The organism is Shewanella sp. Isolate7 (assembly GCF_022398425.1).
Lineage (GTDB): Bacteria > Pseudomonadota > Gammaproteobacteria > Enterobacterales > Shewanellaceae > Shewanella.
The window spans coordinates 31,479-48,798 of the sequence record NZ_JAKEVJ010000015.1 but is presented as its reverse complement, the minus strand read 5'-3'; the positions used below and the strand labels follow the sequence as shown (position 1 = coordinate 48,798).

Sequence of the window (17,320 nt, the reverse complement as noted above, 5' to 3'; positions counted from 1 at the left end):
CCCCGGATAAATTTGTTGCCGACTCGATTGAGTGCTAAAATGCCGCGTTTTTTATTGGCACTTGCGAACGGACAAGGGTGAAATGAGCAATATAAAGCTTATCGTAGGCTTGGCTAATCCAGGCGACAAATATGAGCGGACTCGGCACAACGCAGGTGCATGGTATGTCAACGAGCTGGCACGGGTTTGTGGTGTCAGCCTGGTGGCCGATAGCAAATACTTTGGCCTGACCGCCAGGGCGACCCTGTATGGTAAAGATGTACGCCTGTTGATCCCAACGACCTTTATGAACCTCAGTGGTAAGTCGGTGGGAGCCTTGGCAAACTTCTTTCGTATCGCCCCCGATGAGATCTTAGTGGCTCACGACGAGCTGGATATGCCGCCAGGCGTGGCTAAGTTTAAGTTGGGCGGGGGGCATGGTGGCCATAATGGCCTGAAAGATATCATCGCCAAGCTCGGTAACGACAAAGGGTTCTATCGCCTGCGTATCGGCATTGGGCATCCTGGCGACAAGAGCATGGTCAGCAACTATGTGCTGGGTAAGGCGCCGCAGACAGAGCAAGGCCTCATCGAAGAGGTGATTGACGAGGCGGTGCGTGCCACCGAGGTGCTTTTTAAGGAAGACATGAGTAAGGCGATGCACAGGTTGCACTCTTACAAGGCCGGCTAAGCCGATAACTCGGCAGTGAACAGCTTCATTATCGCTTAGGCGATAAGATTAATTGAATAAAGGTAATAATATGGGTTTTAAATGTGGCATCGTCGGCCTACCAAACGTAGGTAAATCGACTCTGTTCAACGCCTTGACCAAGGCGGGTATCGAAGCGTCAAACTTCCCGTTTTGTACGATCGAGCCTAACACGGGTGTAGTACCTGTGCCGGATCCACGTTTGGAGGCCCTGGCGGAAATCGTTAAGCCTGAACGTGTACTGCCAACCACCATGGAGTTCGTCGACATCGCCGGTCTAGTGGCGGGCGCCTCGAAAGGTGAAGGCCTGGGCAACAAGTTCCTGGCGAACATCCGTGAAACCGACGCTATCGGTCATGTGGTGCGCTGCTTCGAAGATGACAATATCGTACACGTTGCTAACAAGGTATCGCCTGCAAGCGACATCGAGGTGATCAACACTGAACTCGCACTGGCCGACCTGGACTCTTGTGAGCGCGCCATCGTGCGTCAGCAAAAGCGTGCCAAGGGTGGCGATAAGGACGCTAAGTTCGAGGTGAGCGTACTTGAGAAGATGCGCCCAGTGCTGGACGAAGGTCACATGCTGCGTTCTATGGATCTCAGCAAAGAGGAGCTGGCGGCGGTTAACTACCTTAACTTCCTGACCCTCAAGCCGACCATGTATATCGCTAACGTTGCCGAAGATGGTTTCGAGAATAACCCGCATCTGGACGCGGTACGTGAGATCGCCACCAGAGAAAATGCGGTTGTGGTTGCTGTTTGTGCGGCGATCGAATCTGAGCTGGCCGAGATGGATGCCGAAGATCGTGACGAGTTCATGGCCGACCTGGGTCTGGAAGAGCCTGGCCTCGACCGCGTGATCCGCGCCGGTTACCAGCTGCTGGATCTACACACCTACTTTACCGCAGGTGTGAAAGAGGTTCGTGCCTGGACTGTACCTGTGGGAGCCTGTGCGCCGCAAGCGGCTGGCGTGATCCACACCGACTTCGAACGTGGCTTCATTCGTGCCCAGGTGATGTCTTATGATGACTTCATCGCCTATAAGGGGGAGGCGGGTGCCAAAGAAGCGGGTAAACTGCGCGTCGAAGGTAAGACCTATGTGGTTAAAGATGGCGATGTGATGCATTTCCTCTTCAACGTATAGGGTTTGCGCCGCGCTTAGCGGCGAAAACCGACCAGCGTTAAGCGGCTCGATACTCATTATCGGGCCGTTTTGCTTTCTGCGGCGGCTGAAAAAGGCGTTAATTGCGGGTTTTTAGGGGCGAATTGCATAAGGCCTGTTCACTTTGGTGAGTTTATAGGCGAACGGCTAAGATAGTTTAAATAAGCGAAAAAAAGCTGTTGACCTGCCTACGCTGAATAAGCATAATACGCCCCGTTCCTCAGCAAGAGGGGCGCAAAATTACGATGGCTATGTAGCTCAGCTGGTTAGAGCACAGCACTCATAATGCTGGGGTCGCAGGTTCAAGTCCCGCCATAGCTACCATCCTTTCAAGATGCAAAACTGAACGAGTAGCAGGGCAGTGTCCCGACTTTAAAGGCTACCATCTCTTCAAGATGTAAAAATAGAAGCAAGTGCGGGAGTGGTGGAATTGGTAGACACGCCAGATTTAGGTTCTGGTGCCGCAAGGTGTGAGAGTTCAAGTCTCTCCTCCCGTACCATTTATTTTTGATTAGAGGTTGTCTACCTTTAGTCTGAAGCAAGAAAATTGGGGTATCGCCAAGCGGTAAGGCACCGGGTTTTGATCTCGGCATTCCTAGGTTCGAATCCTAGTACCCCAGCCATTTTCTCTTGCTTACTTTGATTCTTGGGGTATCGCCAAGCGGTAAGGCACCGGGTTTTGATCTCGGCATTCCTAGGTTCGAATCCTAGTACCCCAGCCATTTATCAGTAAGATAAATGTGGCTATGTAGCTCAGCTGGTTAGAGCACAGCACTCATAATGCTGGGGTCGCAGGTTCAAGTCCCGCCATAGCTACCATCTTATTCAAGGTAAATCCGCCGTTATCGGCGCCATCTGCTCGAGATGTTAAATTAGAGATTTGCTAGTTAGTTGAACGCTGAGTTGTTAAGACTTAACCTTCAGACATATGACTAGAACTATCCTTGTCGGGATATAAATCCAGATACAGTGTGTAAGTGGTGGCGTTGCCGATAGACACGCCAGATTTAACGCTGGTTATCCTTGTCAGGATATAAAACATAGATGCAGTGCGGGAGTGGTGGAATTGGTAGACACGCCAGATTTAGGTTCTGGTGCCGCAAGGTGTGAGAGTTCAAGTCTCTCCTCCCGTACCATTATTTAGGCTTGCAGGAATCGCCTGTAACCCGAAAAAGCTTGTTGGGGTATCGCCAAGCGGTAAGGCACCGGGTTTTGATCTCGGCATTCCTAGGTTCGAATCCTAGTACCCCAGCCATTTTTATCTAGCTTAAGATTTAAAACTAAGCCATCTGATCAGATGTAAAGCGATGCGGGAGTGGTGGAATTGGTAGACACGCCAGATTTAGGTTCTGGTGCCGCAAGGTGTGAGAGTTCAAGTCTCTCCTCCCGTACCATTATTAAATACGAAGAGCCTGTCCAAGTGACAGGCTTTTTTGTATCTAAGGTTTGAGCAATACTCTCTTTAAGCTTTTATCTAGCAAGCCTTTAAATAGTAAGCCTCTACATAATAAGTCTCTATGTAGTAATCCTCCGCCTAATCCACCTCTGCCTAATCAGCCTTTACAACGTTTCATATTCATCAGGCCCTTTTAACGCTGTGAACCAGGTGGCTAGTCGCTGCTATGGCACTGTGATAGCATGAGTTTTTTATCACAGGGAGTGACTACCTTGAGCATTAAAACATTACTCTGCGGCCTGAGCCTGCTGGCACTGAGCCCTCTGGTGCTGGCACAGCCCAGTACCTTAACCATAAAGCAAAATACCAAGCCTAAGTCTTCAGACCGCTATATTAGCGCGGTACACAAAGAGATAGAGACAAACAACATAGGGCTAGAAAAGACGCGCTATGCGATCCTGATGGGCATGTTGAACACTAAGGGCTTTGCCTGGGTGTATGACGGCGAGGGAGAAGGCTATATCCTGGCGCGCTTCGATTATCGCGGCGATACCAATGTGATGCGCATCGAATACGATGAGTCCCTGGTACAGCTCAAGTATCAGGACGCCCTGGGCGATTATCAGTGTGCAAATCTCATCGAGGGGATCTGCTACAAGAATGGTCGGGGCTATTACAACTATATCAAGAACCTCAGAGCCAGCATCGCCAGACAGCTGAAGATGCGTTAAGGAAGGGTGAAGATGAATAAGATTATGCTAGGAATGCTCATTGGTCTGAGCCTTGCGGGCCCATTACAGGCCGAGGGGCTTCACATCTATCAAGATCCCATTCCCTTGGGAAGCTATGTGGCCGATTATGATGACATGCTGGATAAAGCCGTGTCGCGTAATCATTGGCGCTTCGAGCGCGAGGGCGATAAACGCTTCGCCAGGCTGAGTTATAAGACCTATGAGATCAATGTCGAGTTGGTCGAGAGTGATAGAGGGATCGCCATAACCCTGATCGATGCCAAGCGCGAAGGCTGCACTAAGAACTGTGACGTCGATATGAGGAAGGTGACAGGCTGGTTGGTTAAACTGCGCCGCGTCATCGCCTATGATCTTACCCTAGCGGTACGTGACGACGCCCTGAGGCGCACGGTGAGATAAGAGTAGGCATAGATAAGCATTCGCTGAAACTAAGTCATGCTAGATACAAAAAAGCCACTCAATCGAGTGGCTTTTTTCGTTACCGCTTGAAAGCGGGTGATTAGTGCTTAAACATCGCAGAGATAGACTCTTCGTTGCTTACGCGGCGAATAGCTTCTGCCATTACGCTAGACATGGTCAGCTGAGTCACCTTGTCCAGTGCCGCCATCTCTTCGCTTAGCGGGATGGTGTCGGTCACGATCACTTCATCGATCACTGACTCGGCGATGTTCTTAGGTGCATTGCCAGAGAAGACTGGGTGAGTCGCATAGGCGAATACGCGGTTAGCACCGTGCTCTTTCAGGGCTTCGGCAGCCTTACACAGAGTACCACCAGTATCGATCATGTCGTCGACTATGATGCAGTCACGGCCTTGAACGTCACCAATGATGTGCATTACTTGGGCAACGTTTGCCTGTGGGCGACGCTTGTCGATGATAGCCAGATCTGAGTCGTCCAGTAGCTTGGCTACGGCGCGGGCACGTACAACACCACCGATATCGGGTGAAACCACGACAGGGTTGTCCAGTTCTTTACCCAGCATGTCTTCCAGCAGCACTGGGCTACCGAATACGTTGTCTACAGGTACATCGAAGAAGCCCTGAATCTGCTCGGCGTGCAGGTCACAGGTCAGTACGCGGTCAACACCTACGCTTGACAGGAAGTCGGCGACAACCTTAGCAGTAATAGGCACACGGGCACTGCGTACACGACGGTCTTGGCGAGCGTAACCGAAGTAAGGAATAACCGCAGTAATACGGCCAGCAGATGCGCGACGTAACGCGTCTACCATAACGATAAGTTCCATCAGGTTATCGTTAGTAGGTGCACAAGTAGATTGAATGATAAATACATCCGCCCCACGTACATTTTCGTTAATCTGGACACTGATTTCACCGTCACTGAAAACGCCAACCTCAGCGTCTCCGAGTTTACAAAATAGGCGATCTGCTATCTTCTTGGCGAGACTGGGGGTTGCGTTACCAGCAAATAGTTTAATGTCAGGCACTGTATGGACCTCAGGCGTATGCTTCATTGTAATGGCCGGGATAATAACCGCTTATCCCGCATGAACTTAGCGCTGCGCTAACCGCAACGCCAATGGTGATTTATTTGTCCCCTTGGCGATGAAACCGCACAAATTTGCCGGCAATTGGGCAAAAACTTGTTCTGCCTGCTGGCGCGTGTCGAAGATACCGAATACACATGCTCCGGTTCCCGTCATTCTGGACGGCGCATATTCTATCAGCCACGCCAATGCTTTGGCAACTTGGGGGTATTGCTGGGCGACACGAGCCTGGCAGTCGTTATGCCAGTCACTGCTCATTAAATCTTCCATCGACAGCTTAGGAGTGTCCCGTGGCAGCAGAGGATCGTTAAACACCTCTGCGGTGGAAACGTGTACATCTGGTGTCAGGATGAGGTACCAGTTTTCCGGTGCCTCGACCGGGCTCAACTTTTCGCCGACTCCTTCGGCAAATGCCGCTAAACCATTAATAAAAACAGGGACATCAGCGCCGAGAGCTAGACCAATTTTAGCCAGTTCATCCTGCGACAGTTGAGTATTCCAAAGATGATTCAATGCGACCAGTGTGGTCGCCGCATCGGATGAGCCGCCGCCTATGCCGCCGCCCATTGGTAGTTTTTTATCCAACCAGATCTCGGCGCCCTGGTGGGTGCCGGTATAGTCCTGCAAGGATTTTGCAGCTTTTAGAATTAAGTTATCGCTATTTGCAACAACAGCTTCCATCTCTGAGTGCAGGGTAAGGGTACCGCTGTCATTGATGGCAAAATCCAGGTGATCACAGTAGTCGATGAACTGGAACAGGGTCTGCAGCTCATGGTAGCCATCGGCGCGGCGGCCGTTGACGTGGAGAAACAGGTTGAGCTTAGCCGGTGCCGGCCAGGCGGTGGATCTATTGCTTGTCATTTCTCTATTCCGGTTGTGATGCTTTGATGGGCGTCGGTGTCAGCGCCTGCCATTGGCTTACCTGCAATTTTAAGCGTATCTCGTCACGTTGCAGCTGTAGCTGTCTCGGTAGCTCGGCGCCGCTTTGGGTTTGCCAACTGTTGAAGCTAACGTGCCAGGGACTCTTGCCTGTGTGATTGAGTACCTCCTTGGGACGCCCTAGCTGATCGACGGCGACCACTTCATCCTGGGGGGAGATCTGTCCTGTGATCCACAGGGGCAAGGTGTCGACGGGAATCGACCAGCCGGTGAGGCGCCTAAGCAGCTCTTCGGCATCTGTGTCCTGATACACCTTGTCTTCGATCTCCAGGCTTACCTGACTGGGGGTCTTGTTGAGGCTCATCACTATGGTGCCCAGCATAGTGGTTAGGGTCAGCTCGTCATTGGTTTGGGTGTGGAACCAGTAGAGGTTGGTGCTGAATTTGTCGTCTGGGGTGCGCACCGCTAACTTGCCCTGGAGTTCCCAAGCCTTTGCCTGGTTAGCGCTTTTTACCTGCATGGGGGCATAATCGATCGGTTTATGGGAGGCACAGCCGGCGAGGGTTATTAGGAGTAAGGCTGTAATGCTTCCCGATATTTTTGTGAAGTAGTTCAAATTATTCATCTATGGCTAAAAGACCTGCGCATATCATACGAGGGCTGCCTACAAATACCAATGGCTAAGGGGCAAAATTCCTGCCAGCCTAGGCTAGGGTTAGTAATGGCTAATTTTATCCCGGGAGTAAGGGCTTGATTTTAAGCCTTAGGTTTAATAGAAAAAAGTTGTGACAAGCCAGATTATTATTCGGTTTTGTTAAGCGTATTCTGTTTTTAGTCGACTCAATTGCGTAGAATGACTGCCATTAAGTGAGATGATTCGGGCCAGCGTGCCGGTAGTCAATGAACTCGCAAGATTAACAGACCCTAGAGACCAGAAAGAGTCAGATGAGCCTTGTAGCAATCGGTATTAATCATAAAACAGCCACTGTAGACCTACGAGAAAAGGTAGCGTTTGCGCCTGATAACATTCATGAAGCGATGAAGAGTCTTGCTAGTCGGACCAAGACGGGGGAGGCGGTGATCGTCTCAACCTGTAACCGCACCGAGCTCTATTGCAACACGGGTGACGAGGCGGATGTGATTAGCTGGCTGGAGTCTTATCATCAGTTATCCCACGAAGATGTATTGCCTTGCCTGTACAAGTATCAGGGACAGCAGGTAGTACAGCATCTGATGCGTGTCTCATCGGGACTCGACTCGCTGATTCTGGGCGAGCCGCAGATCTTAGGTCAGGTGAAGCAATCTTTTGTGAAGGCCAAAGAGGCTGGTACGGTTGCGGTGACCATGGACAGGCTGTTCCAAAATACCTTCTCGGTGGCCAAGAAGGTGCGCACCGAGACAGAGATCGGCGCCGCCGCCGTGTCGGTTGCGTTTGCGGCCGTGAGCATGGCCAAACATATTTTCTCGGCGCTGAGCGCCACTAAGGTGCTGCTGATAGGCGCCGGTGAGACCATTGAGCTGGTGGCCCGCCACCTGAAAGACAATGGTGTCGACTCCATGATAGTCGCCAACCGTACCATTTCTCGCGCCGAAGCCATGTGCGAAGAGTTCGGCGCCACAGCAATTACGCTCGAACAGATACCAGATTTTCTCCCTAAGGCCGATATCGTGATATCCTCTACCGCCAGCCCATTACCTATACTGGGTAAAGGCATGGTAGAAAAAGCGCTTAAGCAGCGTCGTCATCAACCTATGTTATTGGTTGATATAGCAGTTCCTAGAGATATCGAGGCCGAAGTTGCCGATCTGGACGATGCCTTCTTATACACGGTTGACGATCTGCAAAGCATTATTGAACAGAATATGGCCTCCCGACGTGAGGCGGCCGAGAAAGCTGAATTAATTGTTGAAGAGGAATCTCATCAATTCATGGAATGGATTCGATCGTTAGAGTCGGTCGACAGCATTCGTGAATACCGAAGCCAGAGTATGGCGATCAAAGATGAGTTGGTGGAGCGAGCCATCAATAAGTTGGCCCAGGGTGGTGATAGCGAGCAGCTAATACTGGAACTGGCGAACAAGTTGACCAATAAGTTGATCCACGCCCCGACCCAGGCACTCACCCAGGCGAGCCGCCGTGGTGATCTCAATAGCCTAGGACAATTAAGATCAGCGCTCGGACTAGATAAAGACTAAGGTTAGCGTTGTAATGAAGGACAGTGTTATTCGCAAGCTCGAAGGCTTGCTGGAGCGTAATGAAGAGGTTTTGGCGCTGCTGAGTGATGCGGAAATCATCGCCGATCAGGAGCGTTTTCGCGCTCTGTCCAAAGAGTATTCCCAACTCGAAGAGGTGGTAAAGAGCTTCAAGGCCTACCGCCAGGCGGAAGACGACCTTGCCTCGGCGCAAGAGATGCTTAATGAGGATGACGCCGATCTGAAAGAGATGGCGCAAGAAGAGATTAAAGAAGCCAAGGCGACGCTAGCCGTGCTCGAAGACGAGCTGCAGATCCTGCTGTTGCCTAAAGATCCTAAAGATGACAACAACGCCTTCATCGAGATCCGTGCCGGTGCTGGTGGCGACGAGGCGGCTATCTTTGCCGGTGACTTGTTCCGCATGTACAGCCGCTACTGCGAGGCTAATCGCTGGCAGATGGAGATCATGAACGCCAACGAAGGCGAACACGGTGGCTTCAAAGAGATCATCGTTAAAGTCTCTGGTGATGGCGTCTATGGCAAGCTCAAGTTTGAGTCGGGCGGTCACCGCGTACAGCGTGTGCCTGAAACCGAGTCTCAAGGGCGCGTGCACACCTCGGCCTGTACCGTGGTGGTGATGCCTGAGATCCCTGAAGCCGAAGCGATTGAGATCAATCCTGCCGACCTTAAGGTCGATACCTTCCGCGCCTCGGGTGCCGGTGGTCAGCACGTTAACAAGACAGATTCTGCTATCCGTATTACCCATATTCCTTCAGGCATAGTGGTGGAGTGTCAGGATCAACGCTCGCAGCATAAAAACCGCGCCCAGGCCATGAGCGTCTTGGCCGCCCGTATTCAGGCGGTGGAAGATGAGAAGCGTCGCAGCGAAGAGGAATCGACACGTCGCAACCTGGTGGCCAGTGGTGATCGCTCGGAGCGTGTGCGTACCTATAACTTCCCGCAGGGACGTGTGAGCGAGCACAGAATCAACCTGACCCTCTATCGTCTCAACGAGGTGATGGAAGGTGATCTCGATGCCATCCTCGGCCCCTTGATGCAGGAAAACCAAGCCGACATGTTAGCAGCCCTTTCCGAAGGTTAATCTTGCTATCATTGCCGCTAGGTGATTAAGGATAAGCTTTGTTTCAAACGTTAGCACAGGCCCTCGATTGGGCAACTACTCAACTTTTTGAGGTTTCCGACAGCGCTAAGCTCGATGCCGAGGTGATGCTGCTGCATATCATTCATAAGCAGCGCAGTTACCTCTACACCTGGCCTGATGAGCGTTTGACCAGTGAGCAGGTGACCGAATACAAACAGATGGTGTCTCGACGTAAGATAGGCACGCCCATCGCCCATATTGTGGGCGAGCGGGAGTTCTGGTCGCTGCCCTTCATGGTCAATCCCACCACCTTGATTCCGCGTCCTGACACCGAGATATTGGTTGAAACCGCGCTCAACCTACCCCTGGCAGACAATGCCAAGGTGTTGGACTTGGGCACGGGCACAGGTGCTATCGCCTTGTCGCTGGCCTTCGAGCGCAATACCTGGCAGATCACCGCGGTCGATAAGGTCTCTGAAGCGGTAGCTCTGGCTAAGGCTAACCGGGACAACCTCAAGCTACCCCAGGTAGAAGTGCTGCAGAGCGACTGGTTCGATGCCATCAACCGCTATGACTTTAATCTGATCGTCTCCAATCCGCCTTATATCGATGAGGAAGATGAGCATCTGTCTCAGGGCGATGTGCGCTTCGAGCCCCACAGCGCCCTCACCGCGGGTGAACACGGCTACGCGGATCTCTTCCATATTGCCGAGGCCGCCCGCGATTATCTGGCGCCCGGTGGCTACCTGCTACTGGAGCATGGCTTCGGCCAGGCACTCACTGTGCGCGACAAGATGATCGAGCTGGGTTATGAGGCCGTGGCGACGGTACGTGACTTTGGTAGCAACGACAGATGTACCTTAGGCCGCTGGCCAAGATAGCCGCCTTAGTCTCTTATCTGATTAAAACACAAAACGCCATGGGCCCGAGCCTGTGGCGTTTTTTTATCAACTGCCGGATGAGCACTAGTCAACAAGCTAATACTTAATCAACAGCTAGTAGGAGAGGTGCAAGGAGCACAGCGTGAAAATGATGGCAATGTGACTGACATTTACAGGCGCTTGGTCATGAAGTATTTGCAGCCCGTCGCTGGATACTGCTCTTGGGTCCACTCCAGTCGATAGCCTCTGGCCTCGTAGAAGGGCCTGGCCTGAAAGTTTAAGGTATCCAGGATGGCATAGATGCAGCCTCGCTCCCTGGCAATACGTTCGGCCTCAGCCAGCATCTTGCTGCCGATATGCTGGCCTCTGAGGGACTCGCTCACCCAGAAGTTATCTATCATCAGCCAGTTGCCGAAGGTGCGAGCCGACAGGCAGGCGATCAGCTCGCCCGCCTCATTCTCAAGCTTTAGACCCAGGGGTAAGCGCTCGCTCACTTCCCAACGTTGCCAGTTAAATTCGGCGATTTTCTGTTTGACGGTATCGGCAAATTCGCTGGATTCGTCATGGGTAAAGTTGATTTTGCTATCTGTGTTCAAGTGACATTTCCTTTATGAAAATTATCTAGAGGCATTATGGCTAAGAATCAAGAGTATGATATTGGTGCCCTGGCCTTTGATCGGGTACACTAGCGCCTTTGTGAGCCACGAAAGAAGATATAATGGACAGTTTATACCCAGCTATTAAGCATATACACCTCACCCTGATTAGCGTGAGTGTGCTGTTTTTTATCGTACGATTTGTGCTGCATCTTAAACAATCTGCCATCATGGACAAGAAATTTGTTAAGATTGCGCCCCATGTGATCGATACCTTCCTGCTGCTCTCCGGTCTAACCCTGTGCTTCATCATCAAGCAGTATCCGTTGCAGGATGCCTGGCTGACCGAGAAGATAGGCGCAGTGATCGCTTACATCTTCCTGGCGGCTATCTCGCTCAAGGCTAACCGTAACAAACTTTTCAAGACTTTCGCGGCTTTGGGCGCGCTGGCTTGGGTGATGTACGCCGCTAAGTTAGCCATGTTCAAACAAGCAATATTAATGAGCTAATGACAAACCTGATCTTAAATGAGGCGCTCTCTCTGCCAGAGAGCGCCTTTGATATTTCCGAGCACCTGGGATTTTCCGATAAGGAAGCGGCAAAGTGGGCCTGGTATGAGCTGGCTGGCTCGGTACTTAGTCACTATCTGGTGGACCGAGAGGCCCGTCTGGACGCCTTGCTCAAATGGTTTTACCAGGATCTTGGTTTCTGCGCGCGCGAGTCCTATTTCAGTACCGAGGCGGCAGATCTGGCCAGCTGTATCACCACGCGTCAGGGTAACAGCACCACGCTGGCGACTGTGCTTATGCTGCTGGGTAAGCAGTTGGATCTGGTGTTGCAGCCTCTGCTGTTGCCGGGTACCACAGTGCTCAGTTGCCGCATCGACGACAATGTGCGCTATATCGACCCGCTGACCGGGCAACCTCTTAGCCGTCACCAGCTACACGTGTTGGTGCGCGGCGAGTTAGGTAACGGCGCCCCATTTAAGCCGCGTTACCTCAAGCCCGCTAGCCTCAAGCGTCTGCTGTCACGCATGCTGCATGAACTCAAGGCCGGCGCCATCTTGGCGAGCCAGTTTGAGAGCGCCATGGAGTGTTGTAACTTACTGTTGCAATGGCATGAAGACGACCTGAATCTCAACCGAGAACGGGCCTTTATCGCCCAGCAGCTTGGCTGTATCAGTGTTGCGGCGGCGGATCTGAGACACTTTGTCGATAACAGCCCCCACGACCCAGTGACCGAACTGGTGAAATTACAGCTAAAAGAGCTCAACGACGAGGTTGAGGTCTATCATTAACCCTCAGGGGCCAGGCCGGGAAGGCCTGACCCGGGGCTAAATTTACCATGGGCGCCACAAGGTGCCTGCGGCCATCGCTATAACTACAACAATAAATAACGAATAGAAAAATAAAAGGGAGATGAGATGAGCAGTACCGCATTAGTCAGTAATGACGCCACAGCCTTAGTCACCAATGACGCCACTGGCCTGGGCCTGCTGGCGGTGATCTTAGGATTCGTGTTTTACACCAACAGCAGCCAACACCCATTCTGGGTGAAGTTCTACCGTTTTATTCCTGCGCTGCTGCTTTGCTACTTCTTGCCTTCACTGCTTAACTCTTTCCATATTCTGGATGGCGATACGTCAAACCTCTACTTTGTCGCCTCCCGCTATCTATTGCCTGCCTGTCTGGTGCTGCTGATCTTAAGTGTCGACCTCAAGGCGATCCTTAGCCTGGGCCCCAAGGCGATTGTGATGTTTTTAACCGGCACAGTCGGCATTGTAATCGGTGGCCCCATCGCCTTGCTTATCGTGTCGACCCTCAACCCAGAGATCCTCGGGGTGAGCGGCCCGGACGCGGTATGGCGTGGCATGACCACCCTGGCCGGTAGCTGGATCGGCGGCGGCGCCAACCAGGCGGCGATGAAGGAAATCTACGAGGCCGGTGGCAACATCTTCTCTATCATGGTGACGGTCGATGTGATCGTGGCCAACATTTGGATGGCCGTGTTGCTGTTTATGGCGTCCAAGGCCAAGGAGATCGATGCCAAGACAGGCGCCGATACCCGCGCCATCGAGACGCTTAAGTTGAAGGTGGAGAAGTATCACGCCGAAAACGCCCGTATCGCCAGCCTACGAGATCTGATGATGATCGTCGCCGTGGGCTTTGGTATCACGGGTCTTGCCCATGTGATCGCCGATTTCCTGGGGCCCTTCTTCGAGGCGAACTATCCCTGGACCCGCGACTACAGCCTGACCTCTAAGTTCTTCTGGCTGATCGTGACAGTGACCACCATAGGTCTGGCCATGTCCTTCACCCCAGTGCGCCATCTCGAGGCGGCTGGCGCCTCTAAGGTCGCCTCGGCCTTCCTCTATATTCTGGTGGCGACTATCGGCCTGCATATGGATGTGTTGAAACTGTTCGACCCGGCCAATCTCTGGTATTTCGCCATCGGCATCATTTGGATGGTCGTCCATGCCGGTTTCATGTTGCTGGTGGCCAAGCTGATTCGTGCACCGCTGTTTTATATGGCGGTGGGCAGTCAGGCTAACGTGGGCGGCGCCGCCTCGGCGCCCGTGGTGGCCGCCGCTTTCCATCCGGCTCTGGCACCTGTCGGTGTACTCCTAGCCGTATTAGGCTATGCTGTAGGCACCTATATGGCTTGGGTGTGTGGTCAGATTTTGCAGGTCGTAGCCCAGTAATAGGGCTCGAAATGCACTAACGTATTTGATTCCTGCCGGGGTTGCCCCGGCTTCTTAAGAGAGAAGTAGCGATGAGTAATAAAACCATAAAGTTAGGTAGCATTGAAATTGCAAACGACAAGCCTTTTGTCCTGTTTGGTGGCATGAATGTGCTCGAGTCGCGAGACCTGGCCATGCAGATCGCCGAGACCTATGCGGAAGTTACTCAGAAGCTGGGGATCCCTTATGTGTTTAAGGCGTCATTCGACAAGGCGAACCGCTCATCGGTTAACTCCTATCGCGGTCCTGGCATGGAAGAGGGACTGAAGATCTTCCAGGAGATCAAAGACACCTTTAATCTGCCACTGATCACCGACGTGCACGAGCCGTACCAGTGTCAGCCCGTAGCCGAGGTGGTGGATATCATTCAGCTACCGGCCTTCCTGGCGCGTCAGACGGATCTTGTGGTGGCCATGGCCAAGACAGGTGCCATCATCAACGTGAAGAAGCCACAGTTCCTGGCGCCCCATGAGATGCGCCACATCATCACCAAGTTTAACGAGGCCGGTAACGACGAGATCATCTTGTGTGAGCGCGGCTCTTGCTTCGGCTACAACAACCTAGTGGTCGACATGCTAGGCATGGACGAGATGAAGCAGTCGGGCTACCCTGTGATCTTCGATGCTACCCACGCCCTGCAGCGCCCAGGTGGACGCAGTGACAGCGCGGGCGGTCGTCGTGCTCAGGCCACCGAGCTGGCTCGTAGCGGCATGGCGCTGGGCTTGGCGGGTCTGTTTATCGAGGCTCATCCTGATCCAGACAATGCCAAGTGCGACGGTCCATGTGCCTTGCCACTGCATCAGCTGGAAAACTACTTGACCCAGATGAAGGCCATCGACGACCTGGTGAAGTCTTTCGACCCAATCGACACCAGCAAGTAAGTCTCTTTACGCTGCGTCTAGTAATTAAAGCCCCGCCCGTGCGGGGCTTTTTGTTGGCCGGTCAAATAGTTGTAGATTGGGCTCTTCACCTATCTTTCATGAGCCATTTTCACTCGCGCCAAGGCAGCTTAAGCGCTAGGCTAATACCCCCTTTACCAGAGTAGCGCCTATGTGGATCGTCTTTACCTTTCTCGCCGCCTTCATGCAGTCCTGGCGTAACGCCTTGCAGAGCCAGCTTAGCCGTGACGTCAAAGTCGCCGGGGTGACACTGGCGCGCTTTATTTGGGCGGGGCCTATCGCCGCCTGTTATCTCATGGCCCTCTATCTCTGGCTACCGCCTGAACAGGCCATTGGCGCCTCGCCGTTTCCCGCCCCATTCTGGGGCTTTGTGAGCGGCGCAGCCCTGATGCAGATTGTGGCCACCGGCCTGATGGTCAAGCTGTTTCAGCTAAGAGACTTCGCCATAGGGGCGGGGCTGGCCAAGAGTGAGGCGATTGTCGCCGCGGTGTTTGGCGCGCTGTTTTTTGGTACTCAGTTAAGTTTACTTGGCTGGCTCGGCGTGGTGATTGGCGCTGTGGCCGTACTTTTGATGAGCAAGGGGGCGGGCGTCGCCAGATTATCCCCTCAGGTGTTACTGCTGGGGCTTGCCTGTGGCAGCGCCTTCGCGCTCACCTCACTCTGGGTCAGAGAGGCGAGCCTGGTGCTGGGCTTGCCCTTTCCCCACAGCGCCGCCTGGGTGCTGTTTTGGGTGATCTGCCTGCAGACCGCCATCTTGTTGCTATTTCTCTGGTGGCGGGACCGGCAGACCCTGGCCGCTTTGTGGCGCAGGCCTAAGTTGACCCTGGCCATCAGCGTCACCAGCTGCCTGGGGTCTATCGGTTGGTTCAGTGCCATGGCCTTAGAGGCGGTACCTTATGTGAAGACTTTAGGGCAAGTAGAGGTGTTCTTCACCTTACTCGTGGCGGGGGGCTATCTTAAACAGAAGGTGAAGCCGAAGGAGATGACCGCCTTACTGCTTATCGCAGTGGCGGCCATCTTGGTGATCTGGGGATGACTTAGCTTAGGCGGTCTGGTAGCGGGCCAGGATGGTGCCCAGGCTCTCAGAGGCCTGTGAAAGCTGACTGACACCGATTGAAGACTGGTTGGCCAGCTCCTTGATCATGTTAGCCTGCTGTCTAATCTCACTCAGCTCCGAGGCGATATCGTTGGCCACGGCGCTCTGCTCCTCCGAGGAAGCCGCTATCTGGAAGCTCATGTCGATCACCGATTGTGATGATTCGTTGATGGCGCTGACGTCTGTGCCTATCTCGGTGATCAACGACTGGCTGGATTGGGCCTGCTTAACCGTGCGCTGGGTGATGTTGTCGATATTGTTGGTTTCCTGCTGCAGGTTCTCGATCATCGCCTGGATCTCTACCGTGGCCGACTGAGTACGGCTGGCCAGGGTTCTTACCTCATCGGCAACCACGGCGAAGCCGCGGCCCATCTCACCAGCGCGGGCGGCCTCGATGGCGGCGTTGAGCGCCAGCAGGTTGGTCTGCTCCGAGATGGCGTTAATGGTGGTGATCACCTCGTTGATCTTGGTGGCGTTGACCTTGAGGGTGCTAACCGAGTCTGAGGTCTGCTCGATGAAGCCCGAGAGCTGCTCGATATCCTTGATCGCCTTCTGCACCCGCTCGTAACTCTGACGCACAGATTGCGAGTTTTGCTCTACCTTTTCCACCGAGCTATTGGAGATGTTAGAGACCTCTCCGGCGGAAGCCGTCATCTCTTCCATGGCGGTGGCCACAGAGTCGAGAGAGAGGTACTGCTGCTCTATCTGGCGCTCGCTCTCCTGGTTTTCTGAGGCAAATGAACTGGCGGTGCTATGTAAGGTCTCGGCGCTATCCTTGACCGTCACCACGAGTTCGGTGAGTGTGTCCATGGCGTTATCCAGGGCACAGCCTATGGTACCAAACTCGTCGCGGCCAGGGTGGAAGCCCAAGCGCGAGGTGAGGTCGCCCTTGGCGATATTCTTGGTGGTGGTCCACAGCACCCAGAGGGCGCCGCCGATGAAGGTGGCGTTCCAGTAGAGCAGGACGGAGAAGGGCAGCAACCAGAGATAGGTCAGCAGTAGGCTGTAGAGGGCCGATTTTCTGGCGTCTCGCTCACGACATTCTGCGTCAGGGATAGATTCTGCCCCGAGGTGCTGCGTACCACGGCGGTAATACTGTCTTGGGTGCGGCTGGAGCTGGCCTGACCGCTCTGTTGGATATTAAGGCTGGCAAACTTGTCGGTTTGGCCGCTGGCCTCTAGGGCACGAACCATGCCCGATAGGTCGCTTTCCAGTGCCATCATGGAGCCTTGCTCTATGGTGTCTATGCTCTCCTGGTAGCGGCTGACGCCGAGACAGGTGATGGCGATGAAAAATAGCGCCCCGATGACCCAAAATTTATCGTTAATAGACATCTTGATGAAGAGTTTGTCTATGGTGCGAAAATTAACTTCTCTTATAGTTTTTTCCGTCTCAAATTAAGGCTGAGGCCTTAGACAATAGTAGAATA

At 53.1% G+C, this 17,320-nt stretch carries 18 protein-coding genes and 8 tRNA genes; 20 read left to right on the top strand and 6 right to left on the bottom strand.

Translation table 11 applies throughout. The features are described 5' to 3' along the window. Positions 1-82 precede the first annotated feature (82 nt). From pth to L1D47_RS05415, 12 genes are all read left to right on the top strand, one after another. Entirely contained in the window at positions 83-670 is a 588-nt protein-coding gene (gene pth, locus L1D47_RS05470) for an aminoacyl-tRNA hydrolase (RefSeq protein WP_041509040.1), read from the top strand. Between the two features lie 70 nt (positions 671-740). After that, complete coding sequence (ychF, locus tag L1D47_RS05465) at positions 741-1,832, top strand: redox-regulated ATPase YchF (protein ID WP_041509041.1); 1,092 nt, start codon at positions 741-743, stop codon at positions 1,830-1,832. A 265-nt stretch (positions 1,833-2,097) separates the two neighbouring features. Beyond that, positions 2,098-2,174: transfer RNA gene (locus L1D47_RS05460), tRNA-Met, on the top strand. Positions 2,175-2,265: 91 nt separating this feature from the next. Next, positions 2,266-2,350: transfer RNA gene (locus L1D47_RS05455), tRNA-Leu, on the top strand. A gap of 48 nt (positions 2,351-2,398) precedes the next feature. Further along, positions 2,399-2,473 (top strand) — tRNA-Gln (locus tag L1D47_RS05450). Positions 2,474-2,497: 24 nt separating this feature from the next. Beyond that, a tRNA-Gln gene (locus L1D47_RS05445) sits at positions 2,498-2,572 on the top strand. Positions 2,573-2,592: 20 nt separating this feature from the next. Further along, a tRNA-Met gene (locus tag L1D47_RS05440) sits at positions 2,593-2,669 on the top strand. Between the two features lie 232 nt (positions 2,670-2,901). After that, positions 2,902-2,986, top strand: a tRNA-Leu gene (locus L1D47_RS05435). Positions 2,987-3,030: 44 nt separating this feature from the next. Continuing rightward, positions 3,031-3,105: transfer RNA gene (locus L1D47_RS05430), tRNA-Gln, on the top strand. Positions 3,106-3,159: 54 nt separating this feature from the next. Next, a tRNA-Leu gene (locus L1D47_RS05425) sits at positions 3,160-3,244 on the top strand. Between the two features lie 265 nt (positions 3,245-3,509). Next, positions 3,510-3,977, top strand: coding sequence for a hypothetical protein (locus tag L1D47_RS05420; RefSeq protein ID WP_239882885.1), 468 nt, complete (start codon positions 3,510-3,512; stop codon positions 3,975-3,977). Between the two features lie 12 nt (positions 3,978-3,989). Then, a complete protein-coding gene (locus tag L1D47_RS05415) occupies positions 3,990-4,397 on the top strand; it encodes a hypothetical protein (protein WP_239882868.1) in 408 nt (135 codons plus the stop codon). Between the two features lie 100 nt (positions 4,398-4,497). On the opposite strand, the gene L1D47_RS05410 is transcribed toward L1D47_RS05415, so the two are convergent. The 3 genes from L1D47_RS05410 to lolB form a co-directional block, all read right to left on the bottom strand. After that, complete coding sequence (locus L1D47_RS05410; RefSeq protein ID WP_041509157.1) at positions 4,498-5,445, bottom strand: ribose-phosphate pyrophosphokinase; 948 nt, start codon at positions 5,443-5,445, stop codon at positions 4,498-4,500. Positions 5,446-5,511: 66 nt separating this feature from the next. After that, positions 5,512-6,366 (bottom strand): 4-(cytidine 5'-diphospho)-2-C-methyl-D-erythritol kinase, encoded by an 855-nt coding sequence (ispE, locus tag L1D47_RS05405; RefSeq protein WP_239882867.1) that lies wholly within the window; start codon positions 6,364-6,366, stop codon positions 5,512-5,514. Positions 6,367-6,370: 4 nt separating this feature from the next. Then, positions 6,371-7,009: a lipoprotein insertase outer membrane protein LolB gene (gene lolB, locus L1D47_RS05400; protein ID WP_239882866.1), complete on the bottom strand. Its 639-nt coding sequence runs from the start codon at positions 7,007-7,009 to the stop codon at positions 6,371-6,373. Positions 7,010-7,329: 320 nt separating this feature from the next. Here lolB and hemA point away from each other — a divergent pair, with 320 nt between their 5' ends. Genes hemA through prmC form a run of 3 tightly spaced genes read left to right on the top strand, consistent with a single transcriptional unit; the run spans position 7,330 to position 10,560 of the window. Continuing rightward, a complete protein-coding gene (gene hemA / locus L1D47_RS05395; RefSeq protein WP_239882865.1) occupies positions 7,330-8,580 on the top strand; it encodes a glutamyl-tRNA reductase in 1,251 nt (416 codons plus the stop codon). 13 nt (positions 8,581-8,593) lie between these two features. Then, complete coding sequence (gene prfA, locus L1D47_RS05390) at positions 8,594-9,679, top strand: peptide chain release factor 1 (RefSeq protein WP_239882864.1); 1,086 nt, start codon at positions 8,594-8,596, stop codon at positions 9,677-9,679. Between the two features lie 38 nt (positions 9,680-9,717). Continuing rightward, entirely contained in the window at positions 9,718-10,560 is an 843-nt protein-coding gene (prmC, locus tag L1D47_RS05385) for a peptide chain release factor N(5)-glutamine methyltransferase (protein WP_041509047.1), read from the top strand. A gap of 170 nt (positions 10,561-10,730) precedes the next feature. On the opposite strand, the gene L1D47_RS05380 is transcribed toward prmC, so the two are convergent. Further along, a complete protein-coding gene (locus L1D47_RS05380) occupies positions 10,731-11,156 on the bottom strand; it encodes a GNAT family N-acetyltransferase (RefSeq protein WP_239882863.1) in 426 nt (141 codons plus the stop codon). Between the two features lie 122 nt (positions 11,157-11,278). Between L1D47_RS05380 and L1D47_RS05375 the strand changes: the two genes are divergently transcribed. From L1D47_RS05375 to L1D47_RS05355, 5 genes are all read left to right on the top strand, one after another. Next, a complete protein-coding gene (locus tag L1D47_RS05375) occupies positions 11,279-11,665 on the top strand; it encodes a SirB2 family protein (protein WP_041509049.1) in 387 nt (128 codons plus the stop codon). After that, on the top strand, positions 11,665-12,453 hold the full coding sequence (locus L1D47_RS05370) for a tetratricopeptide repeat protein (RefSeq protein ID WP_239882862.1): 789 nt from the start codon (positions 11,665-11,667) through the stop codon (positions 12,451-12,453). Before L1D47_RS05375 ends, L1D47_RS05370 begins: the two co-directional genes overlap by 1 nt. 126 nt (positions 12,454-12,579) lie before the next feature. Continuing rightward, positions 12,580-13,857: a DUF819 family protein gene (locus tag L1D47_RS05365; protein WP_041509051.1), complete on the top strand. Its 1,278-nt coding sequence runs from the start codon at positions 12,580-12,582 to the stop codon at positions 13,855-13,857. Between the two features lie 71 nt (positions 13,858-13,928). Further along, positions 13,929-14,777 (top strand): 3-deoxy-8-phosphooctulonate synthase, encoded by an 849-nt coding sequence (gene kdsA, locus L1D47_RS05360; protein ID WP_041509052.1) that lies wholly within the window; start codon positions 13,929-13,931, stop codon positions 14,775-14,777. Between the two features lie 169 nt (positions 14,778-14,946). After that, positions 14,947-15,831, top strand: coding sequence for a DMT family transporter (locus tag L1D47_RS05355; protein ID WP_239882861.1), 885 nt, complete (start codon positions 14,947-14,949; stop codon positions 15,829-15,831). 6 nt (positions 15,832-15,837) lie between these two features. On the opposite strand, the gene L1D47_RS05350 is transcribed toward L1D47_RS05355, so the two are convergent. Both L1D47_RS05350 and L1D47_RS05345 read right to left on the bottom strand, forming a co-directional pair. Then, positions 15,838-16,872: a methyl-accepting chemotaxis protein gene (locus L1D47_RS05350; protein WP_239882860.1), complete on the bottom strand. Its 1,035-nt coding sequence runs from the start codon at positions 16,870-16,872 to the stop codon at positions 15,838-15,840. Between the two features lie 11 nt (positions 16,873-16,883). Continuing rightward, a complete protein-coding gene (locus L1D47_RS05345) occupies positions 16,884-17,225 on the bottom strand; it encodes a hypothetical protein (RefSeq protein WP_239882859.1) in 342 nt (113 codons plus the stop codon). Between the last annotated feature and the right edge of the window lie 95 nt (positions 17,226-17,320).

What these genes read in the sequence shown, in the direction of transcription:
- pth (WP_041509040.1), top strand. Translation starts at nt 83, where the DNA reads ATGAGCAATATAAAGCTTATCGTAGGCTTGGCTAATCCAGGCGACAAA.
- ychF (WP_041509041.1), top strand. Translation starts at nt 741, where the DNA reads ATGGGTTTTAAATGTGGCATCGTCGGCCTACCAAACGTAGGTAAATCG.
- L1D47_RS05415 (WP_239882868.1), top strand. Translation starts at nt 3,990, where the DNA reads ATGAATAAGATTATGCTAGGAATGCTCATTGGTCTGAGCCTTGCGGGC.
- ispE (WP_239882867.1), bottom strand. Translation starts at nt 6,366, where the DNA reads ATGACAAGCAATAGATCCACCGCCTGGCCGGCACCGGCTAAGCTCAAC.
- lolB (WP_239882866.1), bottom strand. Translation starts at nt 7,009, where the DNA reads ATGAATAATTTGAACTACTTCACAAAAATATCGGGAAGCATTACAGCC.
- hemA (WP_239882865.1), top strand. Translation starts at nt 7,330, where the DNA reads ATGAGCCTTGTAGCAATCGGTATTAATCATAAAACAGCCACTGTAGAC.
- prfA (WP_239882864.1), top strand. Translation starts at nt 8,594, where the DNA reads ATGAAGGACAGTGTTATTCGCAAGCTCGAAGGCTTGCTGGAGCGTAAT.
- L1D47_RS05375 (WP_041509049.1), top strand. Translation starts at nt 11,279, where the DNA reads ATGGACAGTTTATACCCAGCTATTAAGCATATACACCTCACCCTGATT.
- L1D47_RS05370 (WP_239882862.1), top strand. Translation starts at nt 11,665, where the DNA reads ATGACAAACCTGATCTTAAATGAGGCGCTCTCTCTGCCAGAGAGCGCC.
- L1D47_RS05365 (WP_041509051.1), top strand. Translation starts at nt 12,580, where the DNA reads ATGAGCAGTACCGCATTAGTCAGTAATGACGCCACAGCCTTAGTCACC.
- kdsA (WP_041509052.1), top strand. Translation starts at nt 13,929, where the DNA reads ATGAGTAATAAAACCATAAAGTTAGGTAGCATTGAAATTGCAAACGAC.
- L1D47_RS05355 (WP_239882861.1), top strand. Translation starts at nt 14,947, where the DNA reads ATGTGGATCGTCTTTACCTTTCTCGCCGCCTTCATGCAGTCCTGGCGT.
- L1D47_RS05345 (WP_239882859.1), bottom strand. Translation starts at nt 17,225, where the DNA reads ATGTCTATTAACGATAAATTTTGGGTCATCGGGGCGCTATTTTTCATC.